At 68.7% G+C, this 13,052-nt stretch carries 12 protein-coding genes and 1 rRNA gene; 3 read left to right on the top strand and 10 right to left on the bottom strand.

Annotated features, from left to right (window positions below; translation table 11 throughout):
• Nucleotides 1–8: 8 nt before the first annotated feature.
• The 4 genes from JAV51_RS12045 to JAV51_RS12030 all read right to left on the bottom strand — a co-directional run bounded on the left by JAV51_RS12045 (nucleotide 9) and on the right by JAV51_RS12030 (nucleotide 4,271).
• Nucleotides 9–884 (bottom strand): class I SAM-dependent methyltransferase, encoded by an 876-nt coding sequence (locus JAV51_RS12045; RefSeq protein ID WP_197320792.1) that lies wholly within the window; start codon nucleotides 882–884, stop codon nucleotides 9–11.
• Nucleotides 885–1,189: 305 nt separating this feature from the next.
• Nucleotides 1,190–1,582 (bottom strand): WhiB family transcriptional regulator, encoded by a 393-nt coding sequence (locus JAV51_RS12040; protein WP_197320791.1) that lies wholly within the window; start codon nucleotides 1,580–1,582, stop codon nucleotides 1,190–1,192.
• Nucleotides 1,583–1,709: 127 nt separating this feature from the next.
• Nucleotides 1,710–1,967 carry a hypothetical protein gene (locus JAV51_RS12035; RefSeq protein WP_197320790.1) on the bottom strand — a complete coding sequence of 86 codons (258 nt, stop codon included), beginning with the start codon at nucleotides 1,965–1,967 and terminating at the stop codon, nucleotides 1,710–1,712.
• A gap of 177 nt (nucleotides 1,968–2,144) precedes the next feature.
• Entirely contained in the window at nucleotides 2,145–4,271 is a 2,127-nt protein-coding gene (locus tag JAV51_RS12030; protein ID WP_197320789.1) for an ATP-dependent DNA helicase UvrD2, read from the bottom strand.
• Between the two features lie 66 nt (nucleotides 4,272–4,337).
• Between JAV51_RS12030 and JAV51_RS12025 the strand changes: the two genes are divergently transcribed.
• Nucleotides 4,338–5,066: a DUF4191 domain-containing protein gene (locus JAV51_RS12025; protein ID WP_197320788.1), complete on the top strand. Its 729-nt coding sequence runs from the start codon at nucleotides 4,338–4,340 to the stop codon at nucleotides 5,064–5,066.
• A 39-nt stretch (nucleotides 5,067–5,105) separates the two neighbouring features.
• On the opposite strand, the gene JAV51_RS12020 is transcribed toward JAV51_RS12025, so the two are convergent.
• Entirely contained in the window at nucleotides 5,106–5,591 is a 486-nt protein-coding gene (locus JAV51_RS12020) for an RDD family protein (protein ID WP_197320787.1), read from the bottom strand.
• Between the two features lie 208 nt (nucleotides 5,592–5,799).
• On the opposite strand from JAV51_RS12020, the gene glnA reads away from it, so the two are divergent.
• Nucleotides 5,800–7,224: a type I glutamate--ammonia ligase gene (gene glnA, locus JAV51_RS12015; protein ID WP_197320786.1), complete on the top strand. Its 1,425-nt coding sequence runs from the start codon at nucleotides 5,800–5,802 to the stop codon at nucleotides 7,222–7,224.
• Nucleotides 7,225–7,329: 105 nt separating this feature from the next.
• Here the strand turns inward: glnA and JAV51_RS12010 are convergent, their stop codons facing one another.
• Nucleotides 7,330–7,911, bottom strand: a complete 582-nt coding sequence (locus tag JAV51_RS12010) for a TetR/AcrR family transcriptional regulator (RefSeq protein ID WP_197320785.1) — start codon at nucleotides 7,909–7,911, stop codon at nucleotides 7,330–7,332.
• Between the two features lie 88 nt (nucleotides 7,912–7,999).
• Here JAV51_RS12010 and JAV51_RS12005 point away from each other — a divergent pair, with 88 nt between their 5' ends.
• The gene (locus tag JAV51_RS12005) at nucleotides 8,000–8,440 is read left to right on the top strand and encodes a DoxX family membrane protein (RefSeq protein ID WP_197320784.1); all 441 of its coding nucleotides are present in this window, start codon (nucleotides 8,000–8,002) and stop codon (nucleotides 8,438–8,440) included.
• Between the two features lie 10 nt (nucleotides 8,441–8,450).
• Here the strand turns inward: JAV51_RS12005 and JAV51_RS12000 are convergent, their stop codons facing one another.
• The 4 genes from JAV51_RS12000 to rrf all read right to left on the bottom strand — a co-directional run bounded on the left by JAV51_RS12000 (nucleotide 8,451) and on the right by rrf (nucleotide 13,043).
• The gene (locus tag JAV51_RS12000; protein WP_197320783.1) at nucleotides 8,451–8,885 is read right to left on the bottom strand and encodes a thioesterase family protein; all 435 of its coding nucleotides are present in this window, start codon (nucleotides 8,883–8,885) and stop codon (nucleotides 8,451–8,453) included.
• A gap of 49 nt (nucleotides 8,886–8,934) precedes the next feature.
• Complete coding sequence (locus tag JAV51_RS11995; protein WP_197320782.1) at nucleotides 8,935–11,904, bottom strand: bifunctional [glutamine synthetase] adenylyltransferase/[glutamine synthetase]-adenylyl-L-tyrosine phosphorylase; 2,970 nt, start codon at nucleotides 11,902–11,904, stop codon at nucleotides 8,935–8,937.
• Entirely contained in the window at nucleotides 11,897–12,658 is a 762-nt protein-coding gene (locus JAV51_RS11990; protein ID WP_197320781.1) for a type 1 glutamine amidotransferase, read from the bottom strand. Before JAV51_RS11990 ends, JAV51_RS11995 begins: the two co-directional genes overlap by 8 nt.
• A 268-nt stretch (nucleotides 12,659–12,926) precedes the next feature.
• Nucleotides 12,927–13,043, bottom strand: a 5S ribosomal RNA gene (gene rrf / locus JAV51_RS11985).
• Between the last annotated feature and the right edge of the window lie 9 nt (nucleotides 13,044–13,052).

Here is a 13,052-nt window from a genome sequence, read left to right as displayed (position 1 = left end):
GAACGGCGTCAGCGAGGTCGGCGCCCGGTGTGCACCGTCCGGGCGTAGAGCAGGAAGACGTCGTCGCGGCTGCCGAGGAACCGCGGGTCGTCCGGGTCGATCAACGCGGCCACAGCCTCCCGATCACCGGGGCTCAACCGATCACCGACAGTGTCAGCGAGCCAGGTGAATCGTGCGACGGCGTGCTGTCGTACGGCCTCGCTCGCAGGCGCCGGGTGATCGACGAGATAGCTGAAGGACGTCGCGTCCGCGAGCCCCGCCCGAGTCAGGGCCGTGGTCCAGCCGTACGGCATCGGGACCGCACCGTGGATGCCCGCGCGCATCTCCCCGAACCACTCGTCACGAGCCGCGTTGAGCCGCGCTTCCAGGCCAGGACGGCCGACTCCGGTGTCCCACGGAAGGAACTGTTGCGGGCTGCCGCCCTCGGCGAGCGCCAACATTCCTCCCGGCCCGAGCATCGAGGCCAGCGTCACGACGCCTGCTTGTTGGTTCGGGAGGTGATGCACCATGGCCGATGCCCAGACGAGATCGGCCTCCGGCACGCGGGACGCGAGCGGCTCGGTGGCGACGTCCGCGGTCACGGTGGTGACCGAGACGGAGTCACGGCCAGCGGCGATCGCGGCGTCCTGGGCTGCCCGAAGCAGCTCGTCCACGGCGTCCACGAGCACGAGCGTGCCACCGCCCTTTCCCCGCAACGCGGAGGCCAGAGCCGCACTCATTCCACCGGCGCCGCACCCCGCGTCCACGACGACCGCGCCGGGCGGCGCCTGCTCGACGAGCTTCGTGGCGACCTCGCGCACGGCGGAGCTCTCGATCGCGTCGAACCTCCGCATGTCCGCGAGCTTCGACGCCCAGTCGATGTCGTCGTGCGTCACCTGCGACATTGTCTTCCCCTTCGATACGCATGGTGCGGGGGCAGCGACGCACCTCGCTGCCCCCGCACATAGTGGTTGGCACTACGCCCGGCCGTACCTCGTGCCTGCCGCACGTGCCCTTTTCCTGGACTGCTTCGCAGAACGGGCCTCACGCCGGTCGGACGCGGCTTGGAGCATGTCCCGTATTCGTTCTCTGGCGAGTTCTTCATGAAGCAACATGACGGCGAATCCCTTCAGCTTTCGGTGAACGTCACTGCGTTCACGGTGGACAGTGGTCGGGCACGGCGTTGCAAGCGCGGGGACGAGCAGCGTGTTCATGCCGCGCTCCGCTGCGCGTCGCGCGTGGTCACCGCGTCGGCCGACGTCACGACCGGGTGCTTACGAGGACGACCGCGCGGCCTCTTGCGCGCCACGATCACTCCTCGTTCGAAGATCTCCCCGCCCCAGACGCCCCACGGTTCCCGTCGGGCCAAGGCACCGGCCAGGCAGGAATTCCTGACGGGGCAGTCACCGCACAGGTGCTTCGCGCGTTCCAGGTCCGCCGGGGCCTCGGCGAACCACAGGTCCGCGTCACCGGCACGGCACGGCAGGTCGATCCCCGGCGCAGCAACGGTGTCCAGCATTCCGGCCACACCCGCTGCGCCTGCGTTGTCAGTCAGTACCTTCTCCGACGCCTTCTCTGACGCGAAGGCGGTCGCCGATGGCATTGATGTTCTCCCTCGTGTTGTTGTGCGCTACTCGATTCACCCGGAACCCGAATCCGCGCACGACAAAGGCCGCGGATCCGGATTACGGTTCCGCGGCCTTCGTGAGCCTGGTCCACTGACACCTAGGTCAGGGCACACTCTCCTGTGGGCACAACGGAACCCAGTACTGCTGTGGAAGATCGACGGTCAGGCGACGAACAGCCGCTTTACCGCCCTCGACAACGCCGGCGACAGCAGAAGAAACGGGAACAACATCGACGCGTGCACGCGTCTCCTCGTACTGCTGCGCATCCCGCGACACCATGAGGTCACCACGCCGACGAATGGCGTGGCCGAACCCGGACAGCGGCGTGCCGGCAATGCCGTTCTCCCAGTAGATCCGCATCGCTGGCACCTCCTCTCTCCGTCCGGCGGCCCACCGCGGTCGCGGCGGCCGGAATCACACAGTATCCACCCAGTGCATGCAGGTTATTGCGCTCCGAGCAGCGCAGCAACTTATTTTTCCAACTTCCCGCCGAGACGGCGAAATATGCTTCTGACCAGCGACTTCGCCAGCTCGGGATCACTGGCCCCCGTGGGCCACCTCGTCGACGACCGCGAGGACGTCCTCACCGAAACGGTGGGCCTTGGTCGCCCCGATTCCGGAGATCGAGACGAGGCCACGCACGTCTCGGGGACGCTGCTCCGCGATGGCGACGAGCGTCGCGTCGGTGAACACGACGAACGTAGGAACTCCCAGTTCCTTCGCCTTCGCCTTCCGCCAGTCGCGCAGACGTTCGAGCAGGTTCTCGTCGAGATCGGACGGGCAGTCGACACAGCGGCCGACCTTGATCTCCAACGTCGATTGCAGTTCGCGCCCACACACCCGGCAGACCGGGGTGGTGCCGGGCCGCCGTCGCGATGGCCGACGCGCACGTCCCGGGATCTCGGTCTCGGGAACGAGGCCGTGGAGGAAGCGGCTCCGCCTGCGGTGCGGGCGTCCGCCCGGCGAGCGCGCGAGCGACCAACTGAGAGCGAGATGCTCCCGCGCACGGGTGACGCCGACGTAGAACAGCCGACGTTCCTCCTCGATGGCCTCGTCGGTGGTGGCGTGCTGGATGGGCACCGTGCCGTCGGCGAGGCCGACGAGGAAGACCGCGTCCCACTCCAGTCCCTTGGCCGCGTGCAGGGACGCCAACGTCACGCCGTCCACGGTGGGTGGGTGCTGTGCCGCCGCCCGCTGCTCCAACTCCGCGACGTAACGCGACAGCGTCGGCTGCTCGCCTGGAGTGACCGCCGTGACCTCGGCCGTCAGATCCTCGGCCAGCTCGTACAGGCCCTGCAACCCGCTCCACCGTTCACGGGCGGCACCGCCCGACGGCTGCCGCGGGGTCCATCCGACGGTCGCGAGCACCTTGCCCACCATCGCGGGCAGCTCGGGAGCTTCCGCTCCCTCAGTGCCCCTGTGTTCCACAGCGGCCGTGCGCAACGCACTCACCGCCTGCCGGACCTCGGGCCGTTGGAAGAAGCGCTCACCGCCTCGTACCTGGTAGGGCACACCCGCGTCGGCGAGCGCCCGCTCGTAGGTCTCCGACTGCGCGTTGACGCGGAACAGCACCGCGATCTCACGGGCCGGCACACCGCTGTCCACGAGCGCACGCACCTGTCGCGCCACCGCGGCGGCCTCGGCCGGTTCATCGTCGTACTCGGCGAAAGTCGGACGCGGCCCGTCGGGACGCTGCCCCACGAGGCGCAGTCGGGTGCCCGCCGGACGTCCGCGTGCTCCGCTGATGACGCGGTTGGCAAACTCCACCACCTGCGGGGTGGAGCGGTAGTCACGTTCGAGCCGCACCACCGTGGCACCGGGATACCGCCGGGTGAAGTTCAACAGCGGCCGCGGCGAGGCACCGCCGAAGGAGTAGATCGTCTGGTTGACGTCCCCTACGACCGTCACGTCGTCCCGACCGCCGAGCCAGGCGTCCAACAAGCGTTGCTGTGCGGGGGTGATGTCCTGGTACTCGTCCACCACGAAGCACCGGTAGCGGTCGCGGAACTCCTCCGCCACGCCTCGGTGTTCTTCGAGGGCCGCCGTGGTGTGCAGCAGCAGGTCGTCGAAGTCGAGCAGTCGCCGATCGTTCTTGAGGGTCTCGTAGGTCCGGTACACGTCGGCCACCCGCTCCACCGGCTGCCCGATGTCCCGGCGACGGGCACGCGCGACGTCGGGGTACTCGTCGGGCCCGACGAGAGACGCCTTGGCCCACTCGATCTCGCCCGCGAGGTCACGCAGTACCTCGGTCTCGGTCGGCAGCTTGAGCTTGTTGGCGGCATGACCCACGAGCCTCAACTTGTGGCCGTCGAGAAGGTCCCATTGCGCGTCACCCACGACCCGGGGCCAGAAGTACCGCAGTTGCCGCAACGCGGCGGCGTGGAAGGTGCGCGCCTGAGCGCCGTCGACTCCGAGCTGCCGCAACCTCGCCCGAAGTTCTCCCGCGGCTCGGGCGGTGAAGGTGACCGCGAGTACCTGCGTGGGGGCGACGTGTCCGTGTCGTACCAGGTAGGCGATTCGGCGGGTGATCGTGCGGGTCTTCCCCGTGCCGGCCCCGGCGAGCACACACACCGGACCGCGAGGCGCGCTCGCGGCCGTGCGCTGCTCCGGGTCGAGCCCGTCGAGCGGGTCCCGCAATCCGGTCGAGCGTTGTGCGCTGCCCACCCCCGCATCCTCGCAGAGGGAACCGACGGACCGACGCCCACCCGGGCACCCGTATCCTGGGGAATTATGGCGGGAAAGCAGGACAAGGAAGCTGCCAAGCAGGCCAAGCGGGAGAAGCGCGCGGCGAGCAAGGCCAGGCGAGCGCAGATCTTCCAAGCGTTTTCGATGCAGCGCAAGGAGGACAAGGCCCTCATCCCCTGGATGCTGGGATCTTTCCTGGTCGTGGCCGGGCTTGTCTTCGGTCTTGGCTGGCTCATGGGCATCCAGTGGTGGCTACTGCCCATCGGCATCATGCTGGGCCTGCTCGCCGCCATGATCGTGTTCGGTCGCCGGGTGCAGAAGACCGTTTACACGAAGGCCGAGGGCCAGCCGGGAGCCGCCGCCTGGGCGCTGGACAACCTGCGGGGTCGCTGGCGGGTGACGCAGACGGTCGCCGCGACCACTCAGCTCGACGCCGTCCACCGGGTGCTGGGCGGGCCGGGCATCATCCTCGTCGCGGAGGGTGCTCCGCACCGGGTCAAGACGCTGATGCGCCAGGAGAAGAAGCGCATCGCGCGGATCGTCGGCGAGACGCCGATCTACGACGTCATCGTCGGGACCGACGAGGGCCAGGTGCCGCTGCGCAAGCTGCAGAGCCACCTCATGAAGCTGCCCCGCAACCTGCGGCCCCGTGAGATCGACGCCCTCGAGACCAAGCTGACCGCGCTCGGCAATCGAGGCGCCGCCCTGCCCAAGGGCCCGATGCCGCAGGGCGCCAAGATGCGCAACCTGCAGCGCACCATCCGTCGTCGCTGACACCGCCCGCGCTCCCAACCGTGGCGGCGCGCCGCCGACCTACCGCAACGTCACGACGACGGTGTTGGTGAGGCGGTCGTGCCAGCCACGGTTGTCGGCGTTGCGCACGGCAGCGGGGATGATGAAGAACGTCAGCAGGCACCGGACGGCCGCTCTCCAGAGGCCGACGACCGCCTTGCCGTCGAGCCTGGCCACGCGAATCCCCGTCGCCGCCATCCCGGGGGTGAACCCGAAGAGAGTCACGGGCAGCACGGTGATGACTGCCCAGGTCACGAGCGCCCACAGGTTGTGGTTCTGCATCGCGGCCAGATCCGAGTAGTCCGGTCGCGTGAAGATCGCCGTCAGCAAAGACGCGGCGACCAGGTCCACCAACAGCGCGGCGAAACGCCGCCCGGACCCCGCCACCGAGAGCGGTCCGCTCTCAGGCAGCCCCAACCGCTCACCCGGCCATCGGGGAGCTTCCTCCGGCGTGGTCGTTCCGCCGGAAGACACCGTCTGCAGCCATTCGCCGGTCCATCGTGCCACCCGTTCAGGGTATTCGTCGTGCGTAACAAATGTCCGACCTGGTCAACTCAGGTGTGTCGGGCAACGCGGCCCTGCCGCGACGCCCCGAGTTACGGGGCCTGGTTAACGTGCGCGAAACACCGAGGTGACGGTTGGGCAACACCCAGGCCTTAGCGTGAGGGCAACAGGCGCACTGCCGCCGGCACCGACCACGAAGGAGCCACCGAGGGTGTCCACCAATCCAGACGAGGTCCTGCGTCTGATCGCGGACGAAGACGTGCAGTTCGTCGACGTGCGGTTCTGTGACCTGCCGGGCGTGATGCAGCACTTCACCATCCCCGCCTCCGCGTTCGACACGAAGACCTTCGAAGAAGGCCTCGCGTTCGACGGTTCGTCGGTTCGCGGCTTCCAGTCCATCCACGAGTCCGACATGCTGCTGCTGCCGGACCCCGCGACGGCGCGTATCGACCCGTTCCGTAAGCACAAGACCCTGTCGCTGAACTTCTTCGTGCACGACCCGTTCACGCGCGAGGCCTACAGCCGCGACCCTCGTAACATCGCGCGCAAGGCCGAGCAGTACATCCGTGAGTCCGGTGTCGCCGACACGGCGTTCTTCGGCCCCGAGGCGGAGTTCTACATCTTCGACTCCGTGCGCTACTCCTCGTCGGAGCACTCGACCTTCCACGAGATCGACTCGATCGAGGGTTGGTGGAACACCGGCCGCGAGGAAGAAGGCGGCAACCTCGGCTACAAGACGAAGTTCAAGGGCGGCTACTTCCCCGTCCCGCCGGTCGACCACTACGCCGACCTGCGTGACGAGATGGCGCAGCGGCTGACCGCCTCCGGGTTCGAACTGGAGCGCGCGCACCACGAGGTGGGCACCGCGGGCCAGACCGAGATCAACTACAAGTTCAACACGCTGCTGCACGCGGCCGACGACCTGCAGTTGTTCAAGTACATCGTCAAGAACACGGCGTTCGCCGCGGGCAAGACGGTGACGTTCATGCCGAAGCCGCTGTTCAACGACAACGGCTCGGGCATGCACTGCCACCAGTCGCTCTGGAAGGACGGCGAGCCGCTCTTCTACGACGAGTCCGGTTACGCCGGGCTGTCCGACATGGCCCGCCACTACATCGGCGGCATCCTCGCGCACGCGCCCAGCCTGCTGGCGTTCACGAACCCGACCATCAACTCGTACCACCGGCTCGTGCCGGGCTACGAGGCTCCGGTGAGCCTGGTCTACTCGCAGCGCAACCGGTCGGCCTGCGTGCGTATCCCGATCACGGGGAGCAACGCGAAGGCCAAGCGCATCGAGTTCCGCTGCCCCGACTCGTCCGGTAACCCGTACCTGGCGTTCTCCGCCATGGTGATGGCCGGTCTCGACGGCATCAAGAACAAGATCGAGCCGCCGGAGCCCATCGACAAGGACCTCTACGAGCTGCCGCCGGAGGAGGCCAAGGACGTCAAGCTCGTCCCCAGCGACCTGGGCACGGTGCTCGACACCCTGGAGGCCGACCACGACTTCCTCCTCGAGGGCGGCGTGTTCACTCCGGACGTCATCGAGACGTGGATCTCGTACAAGCGGCAGGAGGAGATCGAGCCGATGCGACTCCGCCCGCACCCGTATGAGTTCGCGCTCTACTACGACGTGTGAGCCATGTGAGCTGAACCGGTAAAAACGTCGAGAAAGTCGCGGCTGTCGACCCACGCCTCACCGGCGCGTCGGCAGCCGCGACTTTTCTGTTCTGCGGTCGGCAACTCACCGACCGTCGGCGTTCACCTCGCCGAACATGGCGTCGAAGACCGCGCGCGCCGTCTGCTCCGGGTCTCCGCTCACGCTCTCCGACAGCGCACCGCTCGACCACAAATGAGCGAACCCGTGAGCGCAGGACCACGCTGCCAGCGTGACGGCACGGTCGAGTTCGGTGGCCGGGGAAAGACTGCGGGCGCCGTCGACGAGGATCGTGCGCGCCCGCTCCCGCCCGGCGGCCACGGCCGGGTCGTCGACGCGATAGAGATCGGGCCGGAACATCACGGTGAAGTAGGCAGGGTGGTCGATCGCGAACCGCACGTAGGCCACGCCGACTCGACGGAAGTCGCCGACCTCGCGTTCGAGGGCATCGGCGAACGCCTCGTAGCCCTCCGCTGCCAACGCGGTGAGCACTCCCGTCTTGTCCCCGAAGTGGTGCGTGGGCGCGGCATGCGACACCTCCGCCCGCCGCGCGAGTTCGCGGAGACTCCAGCCGGCCGGACCGGCTTCAGCGATGGCGTCGAGCGCCGCGTCCAAGAGCACGCGTCGCAGGTTCCCGTGGTGGTAGCCCGAACCGCCGATTGTCCTCACTCCCCGCTCCGCCGCGATCTTTGCGTTGACAAGTTACCGCATCGGTGCCATCTTGTCAGCGTCAAGATCATGGTGGAGGGAGTCCACGTTGGTACCGTTCTTCGCTCTCGCAGGCGGGTTCGTCGTGTTCCGGCTCATCGGGCTGGTGGGCGTGGACGTCCTCGACGGATGGCAGTCCGCTCTCCGAGCCGCGCTCGCCCTGATGCTCGTGTTCACCGGCATTCCGCATTTCCTGCCGGGGTGGCGCGACGACATGGCGGCCATGATTCCGCCGAGGCTTCCGCGTCCGCGCATGCTGGTGGCCGTCACCGGTGTCCTCGAACTCGGTGGCGCCGTCGCACTGCTCGTCCCACCGGTGGCGCGCTGGGCTGCGGCGGGCCTGGCGCTGCTCATGCTCGCGATGTTCCCCGCCAACGTGTCGGCGGCTCGACGCGGTCTCAGCCTCGGCGGCAAGCCCGTCACTCCGCTGCCACAGCGGACGGTGATGCAGATCGTCTTCGTCGGCGCCGCCGTGGCCGCCGCCGTGTGAGAGGCGGGTACTACGCGCCGCCGCTGAGCAGGTCGAGGTCGAGCCCCGCGTCGACGAACCGCTGCCGGGGCTCGGCGACCAGCTTGCGCTTGGTCAGGTCCATGAGGCCCAGCGTGCAGCGGATCTGGGCCGAGAGAGTGCCGTCGACCTTGACGATGTCGTTGGTCATCCAGAACACCTTGCCGTCGCCGAACTCCGCACGGCAGCTCACGTCGACCTCGTCCCCCGAGCGCAGCTCCCGGCGGTAGACGATGTGGGACTCCAACAGCACAGGCGCCATGCCCAGCGCACGGAGTTCCCCCTCGATGCCCCCGGCCTTCTCGAACAGTTCGAGTCGCGCGATCTCGCCGTACTGGTGATAGACGGCGTGGTTGACGTGCCCAAGGCTGTCGAGCTCGTAGTGACGCACCTTGACGCGGACTCGGAACGGCTCCTGCTCACTCACGCGCTCACCATAGGCCGCGCCCCCTCCGGCCGTCCCGCGTCGGTGACCATCACGACTCGTAGAAGAGTCGTTGCATCACCGAGTGGGCGCGGCGGGTCACGCGACGGTAGGTGTCGAGGAACTCGCCCGGATCGTCGTCGTCGGACTGGCCGAAGACCCGTGCGACGGCCGCCAGCTCCCGCCCCGAGGCAGGCAATTGGTCCGACGGCTTGCCCTTCACCAGCATGGTCACGTTGCGCGCCCGCGTCGCCAGCTCCCACGCCTGGACGAGCGAGTCGACGTCCTCCGCGTCCGCGAGGCCGGCCTCGACCAGAGCACGCAACGCCGCGGGTGTCGAGGTGGTGCGCAGACCGGGTAGCTCAGCGGCGTAACGCAGTTGCATGAGTTGAGCGGTCCACTCCACGTCGGCGAGTCCGCCTCGGCCCAGTTTGGTGTGCGTGGTCGGGTCCGCACCCCGCGGCAGCCGTTCCGTCTCGACGCGCGCCTTGATACGTCGGATCTCCCGCACCTTGGCCGCGTCCAGCCCACCCTCCGGGTAGCGCAGCGGGTTCACCATGTCCAGGAACCGCTCACCGAGGTCCGCGTCCCCGGCCGCGACCCGAGCCCGCAGCAGAGCCTGCGACTCCCACACCTCGCCCCACCGGGCGTAGTACGCGCGATAGGACTCCAAGGTGCGCACCAACGGCCCGCTGCGCCCCTCCGGCCGGAGATCGGCGTCCACCGACAACGCCGGGTCCTGGCTCGGCGCGGCGAGCGCCGACCGCACCGACTCCGCCACCGCCGTGGCGAACCGGACGGCCTCGCCGTCGCTCGCCCCCTCCACCGGCTCGCACACGAACAGCACGTCGGCGTCCGAACCGTAGCCGAGTTCCTCCCCGCCCAGCCGGCCCATGCCGATCACCACGATGCGCGCCCGCTCGCCGCCGATCTCCTTCGCCCGGGTGCGTATCGCCGCCTCCAGCGCGGCCTGCAGCACGGCCGTCCACACCGAGGACAACGCAACGCACACCGAGCTGACGTCGAGCAGACCGAGCAGGTCCGCGCAGGCGACCCGCAGCAACTCGTGCCGACGCAACGAGCGCGCCGCCACGACGGTGGCCTCCATGCCGGGTTGCCTGCCCGCCGCCGCGCGTAGCGACCGGGCCACCTCGTCCGGCGACCGACCCGTCAACGCCTCGGTGTCCCCGAGCCGTTGCAGCACTTCGGGAGCACGCACCAACAGATCGGGCACCAACTTCGACGTCCCGAGCAGGAAGGCGAGGCGCTCGACCACCGCAGCCTCGTCGCGCAGCACCCGGAGATACCACGGCGTGTCGGCCAACGCCTCCGACACTCGCCGGTACGCCAGCAGACCGCCGTCCGGGTCCGGAGTGTCCGCCAGCAGGTCGAGCAACACCGGCAACAGGGTCTCCTGGATCGCCGCCCGCCGCGACACGCCTGCGGTCAACGCGTCGATGTGCCGCAGCGCGCCGTCCGGGGCGAGGTAGCCGAGGGCCGCCAACCTGTTCGCCGCCTGCTGCGTCGTCAACCGCAGGGCGGCCGTGGGCACCTTCGACACCGCCTCCAGCAACGGCCGGTAGAACAGCTTCTCGTGCAGTCGCCGCACCCGACGCGCGTGCCGGCGGAACTCGGCGGTGAGCACCTCGGTCTCCGGCCGCCCTCGCGACGGTCGCACCCCGCTCGCGCGGGCCAGCCACCGCAGTTCGTCGACGTCGTCGAGTTTCGGGAACAAGTGGGTGCGGCGCAGTCCCCGTAGCTGCAGGCGATGTTCCACCGTCCGCAGGAACTCGTACGACTCGCGCAGCTCCGCCGCGTCGGCGCGGCCCACGTATCCCCCGGCGCCGAGCGCTTCGAGTGCGTCCACCGTGGACGGTGAGCGCAGTGTGGTGTCGGACCGCCCGTGCACGAGCTGCAAGAGCTGCACGGCGAACTCGACGTCCCTCAGGCCGCCGCGGCCGAGCTTGAGCTCCCGGTCCGCAAGTTCGGCGGGCACGTGTCGTTCCACCCGTCGACGCATCCGCTGCACGTCGGAGACGAAGTCCTCCCGCTCCGCCGCCGCCCACACCATGGGGGCGACGAGTTCCGCGTAGTCCCGTCCCAGCGCACGATCGCCGGCCACCGGCCGGGCCTTCAACAGCGCCTGGAACTCCCAGGTTCGCGCCCACCTCGTGTAGTAGTTCTCGTGGCTGTCGAGCGAGCGCACGAGTGCCCCCGCCTTGCCCTCGGGCCGCAGTGCCGCGTCGACCTCGAAGCACGCCTGACCCACGATGCGCATGAGTGAAGCCGCCAACCGGGTCGCCACCGCGATGTCACCCGCCCCGACGAAGACGACGTCGACGTCGCTGACGTAGTTCAGCTCGCGCGCCCCACACTTGCCCATGGCGATGACCGCCAGCGTTCCGGCGGCCTCGTGTCCGACTTCGCGCTCCGCGACGAAGAGCCCGGTGCGCAACGCCGCCTCGGCGAGTGCGGTGAGCGACCAGGTGACGTCGTTGAGGCTCATCGGCTCGGCCTCGGGTTCGACCACGGCCGCGAGGTCGGCTGCCGCGATCTCGAGCAGCAGCCCGCGATACCCGCTTCTCAAGGCCTGAACGGCCGACGGCCCGGTCATGACCTCCTGCCCGTCGGTGACGGCGTCGAGAAGGCGAGCGTCGTAGTCCGGCACCGGCGTGCGGGACCTGGTGAGGCGGTGCCACTGATCCGGCTCGCTCACGAGGAGGTCGCCGAGCACCGTCGAGCAGCCGAGCACAGCCAAGAGCCGTCCTCGGAATCGCCTGTCGTTGCGCAACAACCTGTCGACGTCGGGCCACGCCGCCTCGTCGGCTGTACGCATGCGGTCGAGGGCGAGCAGAGCGAGGTCGGGGTCGGGCGTCCGGGCGATCGCGTGGAGCACCTCGCGAACGGCCGGGTCGGGTCCCTCGTCGGTCCACCAGCCGACCGCGGTCAACGTCTCCTGCGCGGCACGGTCGGTGAACCCGTATCGGGCCGCCGACGCCGCTGGGCGACTCCGCTCAGCCATCGAGGATCGGCAGCGACGGCGGAGTGAGCTGGGCGGGCTCCCTCGTGCCCGCGGCGAGCTCGACGAAGCGGTGAGCGAAGGGACGCCACGCCTCGGCGATGTCGTCGTGGGCCTGGCCGAGGGTTTCGCGGTCCAGCCGCACGGTCCGCAGGGCTTCGGCCTTCGAACGCGAATTCTCCGCCCACTGCAGCACGACGTCCGGAGTCGTCTCGATGTGGAACTGGACGCCGTAGACGCGACGGTTCAGCCGGAAGGCCTGGTTGGCGTAGCGCGCGGACGATGCCAACAGCACTGCGTTCGGCGGAAGGTGTGTGATGGCGTCGGAGTGGAACTGCAACACGTCCTGCATGAGTGGGAGGTCCGCGAACAGCGGGTCCACCCACGCCGCGTCCTTCTTGAAGACGATCGAGGGTCCGAGTTCAGGCCCGTCGGGCCCCTCCGTCACACGACCTCCGGCAGCCACCGCAAGCAGCTGCGCGCCGAGGCACACGCACAGAGTCGTGAGGTCCTCCGACACCGCGGACGCCAACAACGCTCGAACGGACGCCAGCCACGGGTGCTCGTCGTCCTGTTCGGCGTTCATGCCTCCCCCGAGCACGACGAGCCCGTCATATCCCGCCAGGGAATCCGGAAGGCCGTCGTCGGGCATCAGGCGTAGATCGATTGACGCACCGGCTTCGGTGAGCCACTCTCCGAGCGGCCCCAACGGGTCGAACCGGTCGGGCTGGATGGCAAGGATTCGAGGGGAGCTCACGCGGCCCAGCTTACGACCCCGCACTCACCTGAAGCGGCATTGTCACCGTCGGTCACGCCTCTGAAACACAAAAAGCGGAGGCTCATTGGCCTCCGCGCAAAGTGGGTGCTGCAGTGTGCAACGTCCAGCCCCAACAACACCGTCCTAAAACGTGTTGGAGGCCCGAAACGTGTTGGAGGGGAAGGCCCGCGAATCGACGGGAAACACAAGGTGTCTCAACCTGTCTCGATCCGGCGGGGCCTTCCCCTCCATCACTGTATGAAGTTAAGTTCGGCGGTGTCCTACTCTCCCACACCCCTTCGAGTGCAGTACCATCGGCGCTGGCAGGCTTAGCTTCCGGGTTCGGAATGGGACCGGGCGTTTCCCCACCGCTATAACCACCGAAACACTACGA

Origin of the sequence: Saccharomonospora sp. NB11 (assembly GCF_015910535.1) — a bacterium.
Lineage (GTDB): Bacteria > Actinomycetota > Actinomycetes > Mycobacteriales > Pseudonocardiaceae > Saccharomonospora.
This window is presented reverse-complemented; position numbering and strand designations above follow the sequence as displayed.